This is a genomic window from Allobranchiibius sp. GilTou38, from assembly GCF_017565325.1.
In the GTDB taxonomy this organism is placed as follows: Bacteria; Actinomycetota; Actinomycetes; order Actinomycetales; family Dermatophilaceae; genus Allobranchiibius; species Allobranchiibius huperziae.
In genome coordinates this window covers 180,849-198,822 of sequence record NZ_JAGEKN010000009.1, presented here as the reverse complement: position 1 = coordinate 198,822, position 17,974 = coordinate 180,849, and the positions used below count along the sequence as shown (strand labels likewise).

16 protein-coding genes are annotated in these 17,974 nt (G+C 69.4%); 9 read left to right on the top strand and 7 right to left on the bottom strand.

Features of this window, described 5'->3' with window-relative positions:
- Window positions 1–2: 2 nt before the first annotated feature.
- The gene (locus JOB34_RS13885) at window positions 3–968 is read right to left on the bottom strand and encodes a sugar ABC transporter permease (RefSeq protein WP_347813868.1); all 966 of its coding nucleotides are present in this window, start codon (window positions 966–968) and stop codon (window positions 3–5) included.
- Window positions 965–2,272: an extracellular solute-binding protein gene (locus JOB34_RS13880; protein WP_208053234.1), complete on the bottom strand. Its 1,308-nt coding sequence runs from the start codon at window positions 2,270–2,272 to the stop codon at window positions 965–967. Before JOB34_RS13880 ends, JOB34_RS13885 begins: the two co-directional genes overlap by 4 nt.
- 263 nt (window positions 2,273–2,535) lie before the next feature.
- Here JOB34_RS13880 and JOB34_RS13875 point away from each other — a divergent pair, with 263 nt between their 5' ends.
- From JOB34_RS13875 to JOB34_RS13845, 7 genes are all read left to right on the top strand, one after another.
- Window positions 2,536–4,233, top strand: a complete 1,698-nt coding sequence (locus tag JOB34_RS13875; protein WP_208053233.1) for a fumarate hydratase — start codon at window positions 2,536–2,538, stop codon at window positions 4,231–4,233.
- A complete protein-coding gene (locus JOB34_RS13870; protein WP_208053232.1) occupies window positions 4,230–4,724 on the top strand; it encodes a carbonic anhydrase in 495 nt (164 codons plus the stop codon). Before JOB34_RS13875 ends, JOB34_RS13870 begins: the two co-directional genes overlap by 4 nt.
- 32 nt (window positions 4,725–4,756) lie before the next feature.
- The gene (locus JOB34_RS13865) at window positions 4,757–5,665 is read left to right on the top strand and encodes a hypothetical protein (protein ID WP_208053231.1); all 909 of its coding nucleotides are present in this window, start codon (window positions 4,757–4,759) and stop codon (window positions 5,663–5,665) included.
- A 12-nt stretch (window positions 5,666–5,677) separates the two neighbouring features.
- Entirely contained in the window at window positions 5,678–6,526 is an 849-nt protein-coding gene (locus JOB34_RS13860) for an MOSC N-terminal beta barrel domain-containing protein (RefSeq protein WP_208053230.1), read from the top strand.
- 97 nt (window positions 6,527–6,623) lie between these two features.
- On the top strand, window positions 6,624–7,595 hold the full coding sequence (locus JOB34_RS13855) for a glycoside hydrolase family 16 protein (RefSeq protein WP_208053229.1): 972 nt from the start codon (window positions 6,624–6,626) through the stop codon (window positions 7,593–7,595).
- A gap of 416 nt (window positions 7,596–8,011) precedes the next feature.
- On the top strand, window positions 8,012–8,911 hold the full coding sequence (locus JOB34_RS13850; RefSeq protein ID WP_208053228.1) for a glycoside hydrolase family 16 protein: 900 nt from the start codon (window positions 8,012–8,014) through the stop codon (window positions 8,909–8,911).
- A gap of 50 nt (window positions 8,912–8,961) precedes the next feature.
- Window positions 8,962–9,549 carry a TetR/AcrR family transcriptional regulator gene (locus tag JOB34_RS13845; RefSeq protein WP_208053227.1) on the top strand — a complete coding sequence of 196 codons (588 nt, stop codon included), beginning with the start codon at window positions 8,962–8,964 and terminating at the stop codon, window positions 9,547–9,549.
- Between the two features lie 73 nt (window positions 9,550–9,622).
- On the opposite strand, the gene JOB34_RS13840 is transcribed toward JOB34_RS13845, so the two are convergent.
- From JOB34_RS13840 to rplM, 4 genes are all read right to left on the bottom strand, one after another.
- On the bottom strand, window positions 9,623–10,045 hold the full coding sequence (locus JOB34_RS13840; protein WP_179482505.1) for an organic hydroperoxide resistance protein: 423 nt from the start codon (window positions 10,043–10,045) through the stop codon (window positions 9,623–9,625).
- 87 nt (window positions 10,046–10,132) lie between these two features.
- Window positions 10,133–11,482 carry a phosphoglucosamine mutase gene (glmM, locus tag JOB34_RS13835; protein WP_208053226.1) on the bottom strand — a complete coding sequence of 450 codons (1,350 nt, stop codon included), beginning with the start codon at window positions 11,480–11,482 and terminating at the stop codon, window positions 10,133–10,135.
- Between the two features lie 137 nt (window positions 11,483–11,619).
- Window positions 11,620–12,135 carry a 30S ribosomal protein S9 gene (gene rpsI, locus JOB34_RS13830; protein WP_179482509.1) on the bottom strand — a complete coding sequence of 172 codons (516 nt, stop codon included), beginning with the start codon at window positions 12,133–12,135 and terminating at the stop codon, window positions 11,620–11,622.
- A gap of 41 nt (window positions 12,136–12,176) precedes the next feature.
- Entirely contained in the window at window positions 12,177–12,626 is a 450-nt protein-coding gene (gene rplM, locus JOB34_RS13825) for a 50S ribosomal protein L13 (RefSeq protein ID WP_208053225.1), read from the bottom strand.
- A 245-nt stretch (window positions 12,627–12,871) separates the two neighbouring features.
- On the opposite strand from rplM, the gene JOB34_RS13820 reads away from it, so the two are divergent.
- Entirely contained in the window at window positions 12,872–13,450 is a 579-nt protein-coding gene (locus JOB34_RS13820; RefSeq protein ID WP_208053224.1) for a helix-turn-helix domain-containing protein, read from the top strand.
- A 9-nt stretch (window positions 13,451–13,459) separates the two neighbouring features.
- Here the strand turns inward: JOB34_RS13820 and JOB34_RS13815 are convergent, their stop codons facing one another.
- Window positions 13,460–17,254: a lipopolysaccharide biosynthesis protein gene (locus JOB34_RS13815; protein ID WP_208053223.1), complete on the bottom strand. Its 3,795-nt coding sequence runs from the start codon at window positions 17,252–17,254 to the stop codon at window positions 13,460–13,462.
- 174 nt (window positions 17,255–17,428) lie between these two features.
- On the opposite strand from JOB34_RS13815, the gene JOB34_RS13810 reads away from it, so the two are divergent.
- Window positions 17,429–17,947: a hypothetical protein gene (locus JOB34_RS13810; RefSeq protein WP_208053222.1), complete on the top strand. Its 519-nt coding sequence runs from the start codon at window positions 17,429–17,431 to the stop codon at window positions 17,945–17,947.
- Window positions 17,948–17,974 lie beyond the last annotated feature (27 nt).

The following is a 17,974-nucleotide window of genomic DNA, read 5'->3' as shown; positions in this document are numbered from 1 at the left end:
CATTACTTGTTGCCCCCTGTCAGGTCGACCTTGAACAGCCGCACGAGCCCGGCGGCGATGATGAGCACGAACACGAACAGCAGCACCGCGAGCGCCGATCCCATGCCGATCTCCGTCTGACTCACGGTGGTCTGACCGACCAGCATCGACAGCGAGTTGGTGTTGTTGGCACCGCCGGTCATCACGAAGGGGTTGTCGTAGATCCGGAACGCGTCGAGCGCGCGGAAGACGACGGCGACCATGATGGCGCCCTTCATGCTCGGGAAGACCACCTTGATCTGGCGTTGCCACCACGAGGCGCCGTCCACTTCGGCCGCCTCCTCCATCGACTGGTCGACCTGTGCCAGACCCGCCAGCAGCAGCAGCGACATGAACGGCGTGGTCTTCCAGATCTCCGACAGGCAGACGATCGTCAGCGAGGACCACGTGCCGCCGAACCAGTTGTAGGACGGGTCGAAGGCGCCGAAGGAGATGAAGTGCAGCCAGTGGTTGACGAAGCCGGTGTCGAACCTGAACGCGTACAGCCATGAGAACGCGGAGACGACGGTGATGATCGAGTAGGGGATCAGGACCACGGTGCGCAACGTCCTGCGGGGCAGCACGATCTTGTTCATGACCATCGCGATCGCCATTCCGAAGACCAGCTCCACGACGAGCGTGACGATGGTGATCAGGGCGGTGATGCCGGTGGCCTTCCAGAACAACGGGTCGCTGAGCGAGGTGATGTAGTTCTGGAACCAGACGAACCTACGGGCGGCCGGGTCGGTCAGCCGGTAGTTGAACAGCGACAGGTAGAGCGCGTAGACGATCGGGTAGAACGTCACCAGCAGCATCACGACGAATGCCGGGCCGGCGAGCTTCCAGCCGAGGCGGCGTTCGCCCCTGGTCCGGTCCGAGAGGCCGGCTTTCTTCTCGGAGCGGCGAGCGGTCGAACGCTCGCCGGTCGTGGTGTCCGCGACGGTACTCACAACAATGCCTTCCCCTTCAGGACGTTGGAAATGAAGGTCTGCGCCTTCTTCGGTGTGTTGCTGTTCACCGAGGAGGGCGGGCTGAACTGCTGCTGCAGTCCGGTGGAGATGTCAGCCCAGTAGGGCGACAACGGTCGAGGCGTCGCCGTTCCCAGCGACTCCAGGATCGTCGCGGCGATGCCGTTGGGGAACGCCTTCTTCACTGCGGCATCGGAGAACGCCGCCTTGCGGCTGGCCGGGTTGCCGGCCTTGGCCATGTACGACGCCTGGTTGGTCTCGTCGGTGATGCACGCCGCGGCGTCGTAGGCCAGATCGGCGTGCTTGCTGGTCTTGCCGACCGCCAGGTCGATGCCGCCGAACGGCGGCGCGGCCACCTTCCCGTCGACCGTGCGCGGGTAGAGGGTCGCCGCGATGTCGCTCTTGTTGCCGGTGAGCGCGGCGTAGGTGTAGGGCCAGTTGACCAGGAACGCCGCGGCACCGCTCTGGAAGAGGTTCAGCGCCGCCGTCTCGTCCGAGGACCCCATGGCGGGGCCACCGAGACCGGACTTGGCGATCTCGGAGATGATCGTCGCCGCGTCCTCACCGGCCGGGGTATTGAGACCGAGCTTGGTGTCGTCGGCCGTCGCGCTCGGGTTCTTCACGATCGAGCCGCCGCCACCGGCGACCAGGGCGTTGATCCACACCGAGTAGCCCTCGTAGAGCTTGGCCTGGACCCCGATCTCCTTCTTCTCCTTCTTCGCGGCCGCGATGATCTGCGCCCAGGTGACGGGCTTGCTCATGTCGAGGCCTGCGGCCTGGGCGACCGACTTGCGGTACCAGAGCAGCTGGGTGTTGGCCCAGAACGGTGCTGCGATGAGCTTGCCGCCGAAGGTTGCGCCCTTGATCGCCGACGGCACCCGGTCGTCCTCGAAGTTGGAGACCATGTCGGCCGGCACGGGCGCGAGCAGCTTCGCCGAGGCGAACTGGGTGACGTAGGCAGGGTCCATACTCATCAGGTCCATGGAGCTGTCGCCCGAGATCAGCCGTCGCAGCAGTTGGGTGCGCTGGTCGTCGGCGGAGTTGGGCAGCAGCTGCACCTTGATGTCGTACTTCCCGCCCGAGGCCTTCGAACAGGCCAGCGCGAGCGACGCCTGACCGCCCTTGCTCGCATCGGTGTTGCCGACGTCCGGGTTGATGTACCAGGTGAGGGTCTGCTTGCCGCTGCTGCTGCCGCTGCTACCGCAGGCCGCGAGCCCGCCGCTGGCGAGCATCACACCCGCCGCTGCCAGGGCTAAGCCACGACGTCGTGGCGTTGGGTTCTTCATTCGGTGGGGCTCCTGCCTCGACGGTCGTGCGTGTCGTGTACGACCTCAGTGTGACGCACACCACTCTGGCCATGGGGACCTTCGACGGCAAGGCGATCGAACAGACTTGTGCGAATGTGTCCGAATCGGTATCTACCCGTCGGTATGGGCTCAGATCGTCGTGGTAATCGGTCCGAGGGTCGCCCGGCGGGCCCGGCGGGAGCACGGCATACCCTGGCGGCCAGCGAACCGCCACCCATCCCCGCGAAGGAACGACCCTCTTCATGTCTTCTGCACCTCGCTTCGACTACGAGGACCTGCTGCCCATCGGGGCGGACACCACGACCTACCGCCGGCTCACCACCGACGGCGTCCGGACCGTGGAGGGACCCGGCGGGCGCACCTTCTTGGAGATCGACCCGGCGGCGCTGCGACTGCTCGCCGACACCGCGATGCACGACATCGCGCACTATCTGCGCCCGGCCCATCTCGCGCAGCTGCGTCGCATCGTCGACGACCCGGACGCGAGCAACAACGACAAGTTCGTGGCGCTGGACCTGCTGAAGAACGCCGGCATCGCTGCCGCCGGCGTGCTGCCGATGTGCCAGGACACCGGCACCGCGATCGTGATGGGCAAGAAGGGTTCCCACGTGCTGGTCGACGGCGGGGCGCCCGACGAGGCCGCGCTGGCCCACGGTGTCCACGACGCCTACACCCGGCTCAACCTGCGCTACTCCCAGATGGCGCCGCTCACCACCTGGGAGGAGACCAACACAGGCTCCAACCTGCCCGCGCAGATCGAGCTGTACGCCGACAGCGCGGCCGGCCACGAGACGGCGTACAAGTTCCTCTTCATGGCCAAGGGCGGTGGCTCGGCCAACAAGTCCTTCCTCTTCCAGGAGACCAAGGCGATCCTCAACCCCGACGCGATGCTGGCGTTCCTAGACGAGAAGCTGCGGGGGCTCGGCACCTCCGCCTGCCCGCCGTACCACCTGGCGATCGTGATCGGCGGCACCAGCGCTGAATTCGCCTTGAAGACCGCGAAGTACGCCAGCGCCAAGTATCTGGACGGGCTGCCGACGAAGGGGTCGCCGGTCGGGCACGGGTTCCGCGACGTCGAGCTGGAGGAGCGGGTGCTCGAACTGACCCGGCAGTTCGGGATCGGCGCCCAGTTCGGCGGCAAGTACTTCTGCCACGACGTGCGGGTGGTGCGTCTGCCGCGGCACGGCGCGTCGCTGCCCGTCGCGATCGCGGTCAGCTGCTCCGCCGACCGCCAGTGCCTGGGCAAGATCACGGCCGAGGGCGTCTTCATCGAGCAGTTGGAGACCGACCCGGCGCGCTTCCTGCCGGAGGTCACGCAGGAACAGCTGGACGGGGACGGCGACGAAGCGGACGTCGTCGAGATCGACCTGAACCGCCCGATGGACGAGATCCTCGCCGAGTTGACCAAACACCCTGTCAAGACTCGACTTTCGCTGACCGGGCCGCTGGTCGTGGCGCGCGACATCGCGCACGCCAAGATCAAGGAGCGCCTGGATGCCGGTGAGGAGATGCCGGACTACCTGAAGCAGAACGCGGTCTACTACGCCGGCCCGGCCAAGACCCCGGAGGGCTACGCGTCCGGTTCGTTCGGACCGACCACGGCGGGTCGGATGGACTCCTACGTCGAGCAGTTCCAGGCGGCGGGCGGCTCGATGGTGATGCTCGCCAAGGGCAATCGCAGCAAGCAGGTGACCGACGCGTGCCGCACGCACGGCGGCTTCTACCTGGGCTCGATCGGCGGTCCCGCGGCCCGTCTCGCGCAGGACTGCATCACCTCGGTGGAGGTGCTGGAGTATCCGGAGCTGGGCATGGAGGCCATCTGGAAGATCGAGGTGCGCGACTTCCCGGCGTTCGTCGTGGTCGACGACAAGGGTGAGGACTTCTTCGCCGCCACCGCCAAACCCACCGCGTTCACCATCGGAAAGAGGTCAGGACTGTGAACGGATTCGAGGACCTGCTGCAGGCCAACCAGAAGTTCGCGGACTCGTTCGCGCTCGGCGGTTTCGACGGAGTGGCGGCCGCGGGCGTCGCGATCGTCACGTGCATGGACTCGCGCATCGACCCGCTGCGGATGGTGGGCCTGATGCCGGGTGACGCCAAGATCTTCCGCAACCCCGGCGGCCGCGTCACCGACGCAGCCCTGGAGGCCCTGGTGCTGGGGGTGCACCTGCTGAACGTCGAACGCGTCCTCGTCGTGCCGCACACCCGGTGTGCTGTGGCAACGGCGACCGAGCGCGAATTACGTTCTCGCGTGGGCGCATCCGCGGGTGTCGATGTCACGTGGCAGCGATTCCACGTCGTTGACAACCAGGTGGAGGCACTCGCCGAGGACGTCGCTCGCGTGCACAGCCACCCGTTGATTCCCGACCGGGTGCAGGTGGGTGGTTTCGTCTACGACGTCGACACCGGCCTGCTGCACCAGCACGTCTGACCCGCACCATCACCCCACCGATCGGAGCACCCGTGCCTGAGGCGCAGCCCATCCCGCAGCGGTACGACGAGGCGGCGCGCCGCCTCGCCCGGACGGCGTACGAGACCCTGGAGCCGCTGCACGTGGTGGCGTACTTCAACCCGGTGATCCGCGAGCAGCAGAAGAGCAGCGGTCTGTCGAGGATGGCCCGCTATCTCGCGGGTCGCGGCGCGCCGCTGGGCGACTGCCCGGGCGCGGTCGTGGCCGCCACGTTCTACAACTTCAACCCGACCGCTGTCGGGCCCGCGTGGGACGAGGCGGTCGCGTACGGGCTGGACCGCACCTACGCGATGCACCTCGAGGCGGTCGAGGTCACGCTGCGCACCGCGCTCGGCCCCCTGACGCAGGACCCCGAACTCGCCCGGGTCGCAACCCGATTCGCACAGATTGCCCAGGGTCTGTCGTACGCCGGCCGGCCGCTGGCCGCCGCGTGGGCGTCCACCGAGACACCGGACGCAGCTGACGCGCCGCACCTGCGGCTCTGGCACGCGTTCGCCGCACTGCGGGAGTACCGCGGCGACGGGCACCTGGCTGCCCTCGTACAGGCCGGACTCAGCGGCGCCCAGGCGCTCGTCTTCCACGAGGCGCCGCACCCCGACCCGACCCTGCGCCGACGAGCGCTCGGCGCGGACTTCGCGCGGGCGTCGCGCGCCTGGTCCGACGAGGAGTGGGGCGCGGCGACGCAGGCACTGCAGCAGCGGGGCCTGCTGGACGACCAGGGCACCATCAGCCCGGCCGGTGTCGTGCTGTACGACGCGTTGGAGGTCGCGACCGACGACGCCGCCGCCGGCATCTTCGACGGGGTTATCGATGCCACGGAGCTGATCGCCGCCGGCCGTCCGTTCGTCAAGGCCGTCCTGGACGCCGGGATCCTTCCGGGGACCGTCGCCAAGGGCGCCTGAGGCACTGCGCTCATGCAGGTCAGCGGGCTGCGGGTCCATCCGGTGAAGTCGACGGCGATCCGGTCGGTGCAGGCGGCGTACGTCAGTCGCGCCGGCGTGCGCGGCGACCGCGAGTGGATGGTGGTGGACGGTGACGGCAAGCTCGTCTCGGCCCGCGAGCTCCCCCGCCTGTTCTCGGTGACGGCCGACAACCGGGCGACCGGCGTCGACGTCGATCTGCGTCTCGGCGCGCCGGGGATGCCGAACCTGGACGTGCAGCATCCGCGGACCGACCTCGTCACGGTCCGGATGTTCTCGGAGCCGCCGATGCAGGCCCGTCCGGTCGGCGAGGAGGCCGACGAATGGTTGCAGCAGGCCGTCGACCACGACGACCTGCACCTCGTGTGGTGCGACGATCCGACCCGGCGCGCGCTCGACCCCGACTACAGCCGCGACGGTGATCACACGGCGTTCGCCGACGGATTCCCGCTCAACCTGGTCACGGACGCGTCGGTGGCGCAACTGGACACCTGGGTCCGCGAAACGGCTGTCGAACGCGCGGAGGCACCGACCGTCATCACCGCGGCGCGCTTCCGCGCCAACATCGAGATCAGTGGTGCACCAGCGCCGTTCGCCGAGGACCAGTGGTCTCGCATACGGATCGGCGAGGTCGACTTCCGGGTGCCGCTGCCGTCCGCGCGCTGTGTGATGACGACCATCGACGAGGATCTGCGCAAGGGGAAGGAGCCGATCCGGACGCTGGCCCGGCACCGCAGGTGGGAGGGCGCGACCTGGTTCGCCGCCAACCTCATCCCGGACACCGAGGGCACCGTCCGGGTCGGCGACGAACTCACCGTGCTGGAGCAGGTCGCGCCCGGCTGAGATCACCGGAACGGCGCCTCACATTTCTGCGTAACGAGGCATTCTGCGCGGGTCGCCACCTACCGTTGCTGTGTCACGTCATCCTCGGAGGACCCCGATGGCACCTTCTCCTGCGACCTCAGGCGGCCGGATATCACGCCGAGCCGCCGTGGGCGGGGGCCTCGGCGCGGCCGCGTTGGGCGTGCTGGTGGGGTGTGAGGCGCTCGAGCGGAAGACGAGCACCAGCACGGGTGCAGGAACGAGTGCGACTCCGCCCTCGAGCACCTCCACGCGGGTGACGCCGCAGCCGGTGCAGACCCCCAGGGGTTCCGGCGAACCGATGCCGCAGGGCGACCTGGCCGGGTGGAAACAGGTCATCGCCGAGGACTTCACCACCGACGTCGGCGTCGGCGGCTTCGTCGTGGGGGACGACGGGCTGCTCACCGACAGCTGTGCCGCGCACGCGGCGTACGGCTCGCGGCTCAGCGGATACCAGGACGGCCCCACGGACAACGGCGGCCTCTACCGGGTCGCGCGCACCGTCTCGGTCACCGACTCCATCCTGGACATCCACACCCGCACCGACCCCGTGACGGGGAAGCTGCTCAGCGCGGCGATCTACCCGTTTCGGGCAGGCCAACCCTCCAACGCGCACACCTACGGCCGGTGGTCCTACCGGCTGCGCTCCCTCGACGCCACCGGGACCGGCATCATCTGCGTCAGCCTGCTCTTCCCGGAACGCAAGCAGGACTGGCCCAGATCCGGTGAGATGGACTGGCCGGAGTGCGACGTCAGCGGGGCCGTGGGCGGGAACCACCACCCGGCGGGTTACCGCACCAACATGGCAGAGCAGATCTCGGGCCTGGGGCTGCGGTTGCGCGACTGGCACACCTTCACCCTCGACTGGCGCAAGGGTTCCCTCTCCTACCTGGTGGACGGCATCACGGCCTTCTCGACCAAGACCCACGTGCCGTCCGGCTCCCTGAAATGGGACATCCAATGCTCTCCCGATCCCGCGCGGCGCACCCTTCCGCGCAATCTGTCCGCGCACGTCCAGCTGGACTGGGTGGTCGCCTACGACCCTGCGTGAGCCGGTCGACGTCTCACCCGGCCACCCCAGCGTCTTCCGTATCGCGCATGGATCGAACACACTGAGGCAGGCAGATCCATTTTGGACTATCGACGATAGGTCGACTGCGAGGCTCGCATGTCCGCACATCTCCCCCTCGCCGACGCGGTGGCCGGTGCAGACGGGGAACCACACCGCGGCACCGGCGGGGCCTGCGCATCTGCAGATCGACCGAGTCGTCGGATACGACCCGCCCTGAGCCGACCGACGCCCCCGCCCGCTTTACGCGCGGCACATCGAACCTTGACCGAATCCAGCGACTTCTCCGAGGCCCGGCCGCCCGACCCCGAAATTAGCCTCGTGCACGAGGCCACCTCCCATGCCTCCGGTCGACCCGCCCGAGCGGTCAGGGAGGACGCGAGCAGAGGCAGGACACCATGAGGACGCACCCGATCAATCGACGCGCACTGCTCGGCGGGTCCGCCGGCCTGGCACTCGGCGCAGCCGTCTCCGGTGCAGCCGGAGCCACCAGCGCGTCCGGAGCCGCGCTGCCGGTAGGCGATCTGCCCGGCTGGAAGCAGGTGATCCGCGAAGACTTCACCACGGCCGTCCCGAGGGGCGGTTTCGTCGCCTCTCCGACCACGTACGGCGAGCTCGCCACCACGTGCGCGGCATACCGCGCCTACGGGAGACGACTCGGCGTCTACGGCAACGGACCGGTGAACACGTACGGCTACTACGACGTGAGCAAGACGCTCTCGACGTCGGGTTCGCTGCTGGACATGTACCTGCACCATGACACCGCGACCAACCGCAACGTCAGTGCGGCCGTCTTCCCCTTCCGCGCCGGCAGCACCACGAACGCCCACCTCTACGGCCGGTGGTCCTACCGGATGCGCTCCTACAACGCCACTGGGACGAACTGGGCGTGCGTGTCGCTCCTGTGGCCCGACGTGGACAGTCAGTGGCCGATAGCCGGCGAGATCGACTGGCCCGAGGGAGACGTGCGCGCCGTGCCGTCGGGCGCACGCGGCAACGTCGCCGGGTTCTTCCACCCGCGCGGCGCCCAGTCCGGCCACGAGGGGACGGTGCCGATCCCGGGCCTCAACGGCCTGTGGACCAACTGGCACACGTACACCATCGAGTGGCTCCCGAACTCGTTGAAGTGCTACCTCAACAACCACCTGGTCCTTTCCCGCGCGACCAGGGTCCCGTCGACCCCGATGCGGTGGATCACCCAGTCCTGCCCCAGCAACGACAACAGGGGCGCGCCGCTGCGACCCGCCGGATCGGCTCACGTGCAGATCGACTGGGTCGTCGCCTACGACCGGGCCTGATCCGGCCGCCCGGCATACGCCGGGACCGCCGGCTGTTTACGATGTGACATATGACGTCTACTCGTAGCTCGGCCACCGATGAAGAGAGCCTGCTCGACGCCGCCCGGGACTGTGTCCTGGCCGTCGGGTGGCGTCGTACGACGGTCACGGATGTGGCTCGCCGTGCCGGCGTCTCCCGCATGACGTTCTACCGGCGCTGGCCGGACATGACCGCGCTCACCGCGGACCTGATGACGCGTGAGTTCGCCGGGGCCGGAAGCTCCGTACGCGGCAGGTCGGCCGACGACGAGGTGGACGCCGCCTCGATCGCCGCCCGGGTGTCGTCCGCCGTGACCGAGATCCGCAAGGACCCGCTCTTCCAGAAGATCATCGACGTCGATCCGGAACTCCTACTGCCCTACCTGCTCGACCGGCGCGGCCGCGCGCAGGACATCATGCTGGCGGCACTGGTCGACCGGATCCGCGAAGGCCAGAGGAGTGGCGGCGTGCGCAGCGGCCGGCCCGAGGTGCTGGCGCGCACCGTGCTCCTCATCTGCCACGGCTTCGTCATCTCGGCCCAGACCATGCAGGACAGTCGGTACTCCGATCGCATCGCACGGCGTGAGCTGACCCAGGCGGTCGAGAGCTACCTGGCCTGAAGAACGGCCACTCACACGACTGCGCCCCGTGCCGCACAAGCGGCACGGGGCGCATCACGCGCTGCGGGGACGATCAGGCGACGGACACCGTGACGTCGATGTTGCCGCGGGTCGCCTTGGAGTACGGGCAGAACTGGTGAGCCTGCTCGACCAGCTGCTGCGCGGTCGCCTCGTCGACGCCGGGGATGTGCGCGACCAGCTTCACGGCGAGGCCGAATCCCTCGCCGGTCTTGCCCAGGCTCACCGAGGCGGTCACGGTCGACTCGCTGGTGTCGTGCCCGGCCCGGGAGGCCACGGCGTTCAATGCCCCGGAGAAGCACGAGGCGTACCCGGCGGCAAAGAGGGTCTCGGGGTTGGCCTTGGGGTTGGACTTGCTCCCCGGCTTGCCGAGCACCACATCGATGACGCCGTCCTCGCTCTTGACGTGTCCGTCGCGGCCGCCCTCGGCGGTTGCGTCCATCGTGTAGACGACCGAGTCGAGTGCTTCGTAGGGCATGGGAACACCTTTCGTTGGGGAGCTGTCGCCTAGGTCAACGTGCTGCGGTGACAACCATTCCCCCGGCCAACCGCCTCAGGAGGACTTTCAATCCAGCGCGAGCTCGGTGGCGACGACTGCCGCGAGCTGCTCGGCCAGGTCGTCCGCCTGCTGGGAGGTCTGCGCCTCCACCATCACGCGCACGAGGGGCTCGGTGCCGGACTTGCGCAGGAGTACCCGCCCGGTGTCCCCCAGGGCCGCCTCGGCGTCCTGGACGGCGGACAGCACGGTCGCGTGGTGGTCCACGGCGTCCTTGTCGACATGTGGCACGTTGACCAGCCGCTGCGGCAGCCGCGTGACGCAGGCGGCGAGCTGCGCGAGCGTCGAACCCTGCGAGGCGACGCATGCCGCGAGCAGCAGCCCGGTGAGGACGCCGTCCCCGGTCGTGCCGTGCTCGAGCAGGATGACGTGGCCGGACTGCTCGCCGCCGAGGGACAGACCGGACCTGCGCATCTCCTCCAGCACGTAGCGGTCGCCGACGCCGGTCTGGCGCACGGTGATCCCCGCGGCACGCATGGCGTGATGCAGGCCGAGGTTGCTCATGACGGTCGCTACGAGCGTGTCCTGCGCCAGCCGGCCACGACGCTTCAGGTCGATGGCGAGCACCGCCATGATCTGGTCCCCGTCCACGTCGTGCCCGTCGCCGTCGACCGCGAGGCAGCGGTCGGCGTCACCGTCGAAGGCCAGCCCGAAGTCGGCTCCAGCGGCCAGTACGGCCTGGCGCAACGGTTCCAGGTGGGTGGAGCCGCAGCCCTCGTTGATGTTGACGCCGTCGGGAGCGGCACCGATGAGCGTGACGCGGGCCCCGGCCTTCTCGAAGACGCGCGGTGCGACGTCGTACGCCGCGCCGTTGGCCGTGTCGAGGACGATGTGCAGGCCGTCCAGGCGGTGCGGGAGCGCTCCGAGCAGGTGGGCGACGTAGCGGTCCGCGCCTTCCTCGTACGCCGTCACGCGACCGACCGACGCCCCGATCGGGCGGTCCCAGTCCTGGGTCAGGTGGGTCTCGATCGCGTCCTCGATCGTGTCGGGCAGCTTGTGGCCCCCACGCGAGAAGAACTTGATGCCGTTGTCGGACATCGGGTTGTGCGAGGCGGAGATCATCACTCCGAGGTCGGCGCCGCTGTGCGCCGTCAGGTGGGCGATGGCGGGGGTCGGAAGGACCCCTGCGTCGTGCACGTCGACACCGGCCGACGCCAGACCCGCCACGGTCGCGGCGGAGAGGAACTCGCCGGAGGCCCGCGGGTCGCGCCCGACCACGGCGTGCGGCCGGTGGCCGGCGAACTGGCCCTCCTCGGACAGCACGCGCGCTGCGGCGGCGGCGAGACCGAGCGCGAGCTCCGCCGTCACCTCACGATTGGCCAGGCCGCGCACCCCGTCGGTGCCAAACATTCGTCCCATGGGCACACCTTCCTACATCACGAACATGAAGAAGCCCCGGCGCCTGGGGTGTGTTCCAGGCGCCGGGGACCTCTTCCGACGTACGCCGCGGGATCCCACGACGTACCGGAACGAAGCGGAGAACTTCGCGGGGTGACTCAGCGCTTGCTGTACTGCGGCGCCTTACGGGCCTTCTTCAGACCGGCCTTCTTGCGCTCGGGCACACGGGCGTCCCGGGTGAGGAAGCCGGCCTTCTTCAGCGGGGCTCGGTTGAGCTCGGGGTCGATGCCGTTCAGCGAACGCGCGACGCCGAGGCGGACGGCGCCGGCCTGGCCGGAGGGGCCACCGCCGGAGACGCGCACGAGCACGTCGTACGCACCGTCGAGCTCGAGCACCCGGAAGGGCTCGTTGACGAGCTGCTGGTGGACCTTGTTCGGGAAGTACTCGGCCAGCGTGCGGCCGTTGACCTTCCACTCGCCGCTACCGGGCACGATGCGCACACGGGCGATGGCCTGCTTGCGACGGCCGGTGCCGGCGCCGGGCTCCGATGCGGAACGACGGACGGGCGCCTCCGCGTCGTCGCCGACAGGGCCGGCGGACTCTGAGGTGTATTCGGACAGTGCTGGCTCGTCGGTCTCGAGGACGTCGAGCTCGGTGGTCTGGTCGTCAGCCACGATTCTCCTGAAGTCTTGAAGGGTGGTGGGCAGCCGGCGCGTTACTGCGCGACCTGGGTGATCTCGAACGGGACGGGCTGCTGGGCACCGTGCGGGTGCTCGGGGCCGGCGTACACCTTGAGCTTGCTCATCTGGGCGCGACCGAGGCTGTTCTTCGGGACCATCCCGCGGATGGCCTTCTCGACGGCCTTGGCCGGGTCCTTGGCCATCAGGTCGGTGTAGGAGGTCGCCTTGAGGCCGCCCGGGAAACCGGAGTGGCGGTAGGCGATCTTCTTCTGCATCTTCGAACCGGTCAGCGCCACCTTGTCGGCGTTGATGATGATCACGAAGTCACCGGTGTCCATGTGCGGCGCGTAGCTGGTCTTGTGCTTGCCGCGCAGCAGGCTCGCCGCGTGCGTGGCCAGGCGGCCGAGCACGATGTCCGTGGCGTCGATGATGTGCCAGGCGCGCTCCTGCTGGAGCTGCGCCGTCTTGGGCGTGAAAGTGCGCACGTTCGTCAACTTTCTGAATCGTTTGTCGTGCTGGGCTGTCGGACCTGCCACCGGCCGATCGCCCGGTGAGGGCGCATCTGCGGCGACGACCGAACGTCGATGGGCGCGTGAACGCGACCCCTCAAGTTTACGGAGTTCCCGTCGTTCAGCCCAAATCAGGCTGACGCCCTGTCATACCAACGAGATTCGAGGACGTAGGGCCCTGTTTGGGTCAAATGCAGAGAAATTATGCAAAGCTATTGTGCATGCCCTCATCCTCTGCGTCGACCCCGCCGACCGGCTCGCAGAGCCTGCGCGTGCTCGCCCACCCGCTCCGCTCGCGCCTGCTCGCCCGGCTCCGCGTCCACGGTCCGGGCACGGCCACCGAGCTCGCCGAGGCGCTCGGCACCAACTCCGGGGCGACGAGCTACCACCTGCGGATCCTGGAGGAGTCCGGACGGGTGCGGGACACCGGCACGGGCACCGGGCGGCGCCGGGTGTGGGAAGCGGTGGCCCTGCCCGCACGCGAGTCCGCCGAACCCGACGCCGACGCCGACGAGACCGCTGCCGCGCGCTGGCTCGAATACGACCTGGTGCAGTACGTCGCCGAGCGCACCGATCGGTGGATCGAGCAACAGGACGGCTGGCCGACGCCGTGGCGCACCGCGTGCGGCCTGGACGACCACGACGTCCTCGTCACCACCGAGCAGCTCTCCGCGATGGCCGAGGAGCTGGCGGAGGTCCTGCAGCGGTACAGGCGGGTCGGAGCCGGCAGCCCCGGGGCACGGCGCGTCGCGGTCTACACCACCGTGCTCCCCGTCGATCCCGCACCGCGCACCGCCTGAGCGGGCAGGTCAGCGCGGCTTCCCGCCGCTGACCAACCGGTACAACTCGGCGTCGGGCGTGCGCACCACGATGCTCCACTGCGTGGATGCACGGACCGCCGCGCGGAGCCGGACGAAGTCCGCGTACGACTGGTTGCCGTAGCGCTCGTCGTACGCCCCGATCTGGTCGGAGACGAAGAGATAGTGAGCGGTGGCCGGCTGCTTCGCGAACTCGGCGGTGACCTGACGCAGATCGGTGACGGGGTCGTACTTCGCGCCCGCGGTGGTGGGGTACCCGGTGGTTCCGGGCTTCGCCTCCAGATCGCGGCTGGTGTAGATCACGTCCTGATAGCGGGCGGCCTGCAGTGCCGGCGAGGCGTTCTGCGTCCCCAGGTCGAGCACCAGCGACCCTGCGGAAGCCTGCGTCTCGAAGATGTAGTCGGCGCGCACGGCCCCCGGGCTGATCACCCGCGCCCAGTCCATCCCCGTCTGACCCACGACGGCGATGGCCAGCATCCCCGTAGCCGCCAGTGCGACCACCGGGGTGCCCAGCCGCGCCCGGGCGAGCCACCGGCCCACGCCCAGGTGTCGCCCGGGCACCTTCCGCAGGGCGAGGATCGCGAGCCAGGGCAGCGCGAACAAGGTGATCCGGAAGATCCCCTCACCGCCGTAGTTCGTCCCCAGCGAGAGGGTCACCGGGCTGGCGGCGGCGATCGCCAGCGTCCATGCGACCCGGTCGCGAGTGCGTACGAACATGAGCAGGGCGACGAAACCGATCACGAAGAGCGCGAACGCCGGGAGGAGGAACGTCGCCTGCGTGACGAGCGGCTCGCCGACTGCTGACGGCGGGTGGGTCGGCGGTGCGATGTTCGCGATGACGTTGCCCACCTCGCCCGGTTCGACGTACGCCCGCAGGATGCCGAGGTTGGCCACGGTCCAGGCGAGCGCCGGCACCAGGACTATCAGCGGCGACCACCACGGCTTGATCGCCCGGGTGACCACCAGCACGCCGAGCGCGGCAGTCACGATGAAGGGGGTGATCTGATGCTGGACGACGATGGCGCACGCCACCGGCACCGCTGCGAGCACCCGCAGCCGGGCCCGGCGCTGGGACTCACCCTCGGGCGGAGCGAGCAGCAGCGCCACGATGCTCAGCCCGGGCGCGAACGCGAGGACCTGCGGCGCGAAGTAGACCGTGTTGAGGGTGTTGCCGAGCGCGAAGATCCCACCGGCGATCCACGCGCGCCGCGGCGAGAGGATCCGGCCGGCGAGGACCCGTACGGCGAGCGCCTCCATCCCCATCGCGAACACCGGCCACCACGTCGCGACCGTGAACGGGTCGTGGATGCCGCTGGCGGAGATGAGCCATGCCTGTCCGGTGAACAGACCCGACCACGCCTGATAGATGTCGGTGCTCGGACGCACCTGGTGGTAGGTGAGGACGTAGCGGATCACCCCGACGTGCCGGGCGGCGGTCGGGAGTGCCGGCAGCGCGTAGACCAACGCCTGGCTGGCGATCACGACCACGGCCGCCGAGATCACCGACACCCAGGGCCGCACCCTGCGCACGACGGCAGCCACGAACGCCGTAACGATCAGCGCCAGGCCGAGGAACCAGGTGGGCAGCACCAGGGCCGTCAGGCCTCCGCGTACCGGCCCGGAGTGGTGCGGCTGCGCGCTCAGCAGGCTGATCAGCACCCCCACGACCGCGGGCCATCCGGTCCACAGCGCGTCGCGGGAGGTCAGCGGCCGCATCGACCAGAGCAGCCAGTCGACGTCGCGGTGTCGCACGACGAACGCAGCCAGCGAGATCACGCTGGCGCCGCCGACCACGGCGTACGCACCGCCTGGGTGCCATTGCGCGGACAGCGCCATGCCCATCCCGACACCGGTGACGACCGTGGCCGACCCGACCCAGCTGAAGAGCACCAGCGACGAGGGGCGCAGGCCCTCGACCCAGATGCAGATCGCGAGACCGGGCACCAGCTGCAGCAGCAGCCAGGTGCCGCCGCTCCCCAGGTCGTGCACCCCCAGCACGCGTGCAGCCAGCACCACCGCGACGGCGCCGAGCGTGACGATCGCGATGTCGACGTACGAGGTGACCGACAGCCCGCCGCCCGAGGAGGACGCCGGCGGGGTCCATGGTGTCCAGCGAGCCCACCGGGCCCGCAGCGAGGTCCCTGGCGTGCGGGTCGGCTGCCCCTGCTCGCGTGGCGGGGCGTCGGGCCCGGTGGCGTTTCCCGCGACCGGTCGCCCGCCCGCGCCGCTGCCGCGCGGGGCCGACCAGGGCCTCCTGACCTGGAGCCGTGCCATCAATGTCCCTCCGCGGGTCCTCCGCGTGTCGGAGCCGCCCCCCGGAATGGCAGGAACGGCGGTGTGGTCGGGGTCGGACGATCTGCCCTGCAGCGTGCGCAGCGACATCAACAGGGGCACGACGCACAACAGCCCGAAGACGAGCCGCGCGATATTCCACCAGGTGCTCTGCGGGAGGTAGGTCGAACCGCCGGACAGCAGCATCATCGCGACAAGGAAGCCCAGGCTGGTCCTGCTCGACGGCGAGCGGCCGTGCAGCGCCACGACCGAACGGCGCAGCCACAGCGTCTGCGCGCTCAGCCCGGCCAGCGTACCGATCGCGGCCGCCTCCAGATGGAGGGAGGACAACAGCGCGAAGGTCACCACCAGCTTGGCCACCACGGCGATCCCGGCGCTCCAGGCGATCGGTGCCGATCTGCGCACCGTGATCAGCATCCGCGAGGACGCCGCACCCGCCGCCACGGGGAGGGAGGACAGGCCCACCAGGAACACGATCCGCGCCAACGGAGCCGGGTGGTAGCTGGGCGTGACGAAGACCCGCAGGAGCGGTGGGGCGGCGACGGTGACGGCAAGCAGAGCCCACCCGAGCAGCCAGTAGAGACCGTCCCGCGAGGCACCGATCACCCGCCAGCGTTCCTCGACGTCGAGGATGCTCTTGAATCGCGGCAGCCAGGCACGGTTGGTGAAGAGCAGGATCAGCGTGACCGCGTTGCCGATCACGAACGCCACCTGGTAGCGGGCCACCTCTCCCGGACCCAGCGCGCGCTGGATGATGAACCGGTCGCCGGCGGTGAGGATGAAGTCCGAGAGGCCGGCAAAGACCAGGGGTATGCCGAGCCGGAGCGCGACTCGCGTGGTCGCCAGGTCGGCGATCCCCCGCCACCGCGGCCGGGTCCAGATCACGCCCAGGACCAGGGCCGCCCACTGCGCGGTGACGATGCCGAGGCCGTACATCTGCGCCGACCGGTGGACGCCGAGCACCAGTCCCAGACCGATGAACTGCCCGCTCACCGTGGACACGACGCTCACCGTCATGAACCGGGCCAGACGGTCTTCGGCCTGCAGGATCGCCAGCACCATCTGCACCGCGGCTCCCGGTGCAGTCCAGGCGAGAGCGACGTACACCATGTGCTGGCTGCCGGTGAAGCCCAGCGCCGGGCCCCACAACGGCGAGAGGACGAGGAAGGCCGTGATGACGACGAAGGCGAACACGATGCCGGTGGCGAGCAGCCCGCGTCCGCGCCGGTCGTCCGCGCCGTCCTCGACCCGCTGCATCTCCAGCGCCTGGTCGAGCCCGAACGTGGCCAGGACCGCGACCAGCTGGTAGAGCGCGATGGCCGCCGACAGGACACCGAAGTCCGAGCGGGGCAGCAGGTGGGTGAGGAACGGGGAGACCAGCGTGGAGATGAGCAGCTGACCGGACCAGGCGAGGACGTAGAGCAGGCCGCGGCCGAACAGGCCGTGAGTGGCGGTGGCGTCGACCGCCGGGGCGTCCGTTGCCGCTGCGGTCATGCGCGGTGCCGGGCGCGCTGGGAGTTCCGCTCGGCGCACGACATGGCGCCGATTCTAGGTGCGCAATCGTTCGGCTGCTGCGCAGTTCATGGACTCTCACGACTGCTCGGTACGCACCGTCGTCATGGTGGTGACACCCTGGGATCCAGCATCCCAGCGGCTACCCTCGTCCGCATGACTGCCAGTGACGGATCCGTCAGGCCGGCGATCCGTCCGCAGGACAGCATGCACCGGCGACTCAACACCTCGCTGCGGATCGGGTACCGCTTGCACGAGAAGGGTCACCGCCGCCTCGGCCTCGCGGTCGACGCGGTGAACAGACTGGTGTTCACCGCAGACATCCCCGGCCGTCTCGCGCTGCCGGACGACGTCACGTTCATGCACAACGGGCTCGGGACCATCGTCGACGAGCACGTGGTCTTCGAGGGCCCGGCCCTGATCTACCAGCACGTCACGCTGGGTTACGCGGTGCGCTGGGGAGGCGACGATGCGGTGCCCACCATCGGTTCGCACGTCATCATCGGGGCCGGTGCGACGGTCGTGGGCGGCATCCGGATCGGGTCCGGAAGCTTCATCGGCGCGGGCGCGGTGGTCAATTTCGACGTACCCGACAACCACATGGTCGCGCCGGGGCGCGCCACGATGAAGCCGCTGGAAGTGCCTGGCGCGCAGAAGTACTGGGAGACGTGCTGATCGGTTCGTCGCGGCCGGTACGGGCGT

Bases quoted from the DNA above. Each gene is read 5' to 3' on its own strand.
- JOB34_RS13880 (WP_208053234.1), bottom strand. From the start codon at position 2,272: ATGAAGAACCCAACGCCACGACGTCGTGGCTTAGCCCTGGCAGCGGCG.
- JOB34_RS13875 (WP_208053233.1), top strand. From the start codon at position 2,536: ATGTCTTCTGCACCTCGCTTCGACTACGAGGACCTGCTGCCCATCGGG.
- JOB34_RS13860 (WP_208053230.1), top strand. From the start codon at position 5,678: ATGCAGGTCAGCGGGCTGCGGGTCCATCCGGTGAAGTCGACGGCGATC.
- JOB34_RS13855 (WP_208053229.1), top strand. From the start codon at position 6,624: ATGGCACCTTCTCCTGCGACCTCAGGCGGCCGGATATCACGCCGAGCC.
- JOB34_RS13850 (WP_208053228.1), top strand. From the start codon at position 8,012: ATGAGGACGCACCCGATCAATCGACGCGCACTGCTCGGCGGGTCCGCC.
- JOB34_RS13845 (WP_208053227.1), top strand. From the start codon at position 8,962: ATGACGTCTACTCGTAGCTCGGCCACCGATGAAGAGAGCCTGCTCGAC.
- JOB34_RS13840 (WP_179482505.1), bottom strand. From the start codon at position 10,045: ATGCCCTACGAAGCACTCGACTCGGTCGTCTACACGATGGACGCAACC.
- glmM (WP_208053226.1), bottom strand. From the start codon at position 11,482: ATGGGACGAATGTTTGGCACCGACGGGGTGCGCGGCCTGGCCAATCGT.
- JOB34_RS13820 (WP_208053224.1), top strand. From the start codon at position 12,872: ATGCCCTCATCCTCTGCGTCGACCCCGCCGACCGGCTCGCAGAGCCTG.
- JOB34_RS13815 (WP_208053223.1), bottom strand. From the start codon at position 17,254: ATGACCGCAGCGGCAACGGACGCCCCGGCGGTCGACGCCACCGCCACT.
- JOB34_RS13810 (WP_208053222.1), top strand. From the start codon at position 17,429: ATGACTGCCAGTGACGGATCCGTCAGGCCGGCGATCCGTCCGCAGGAC.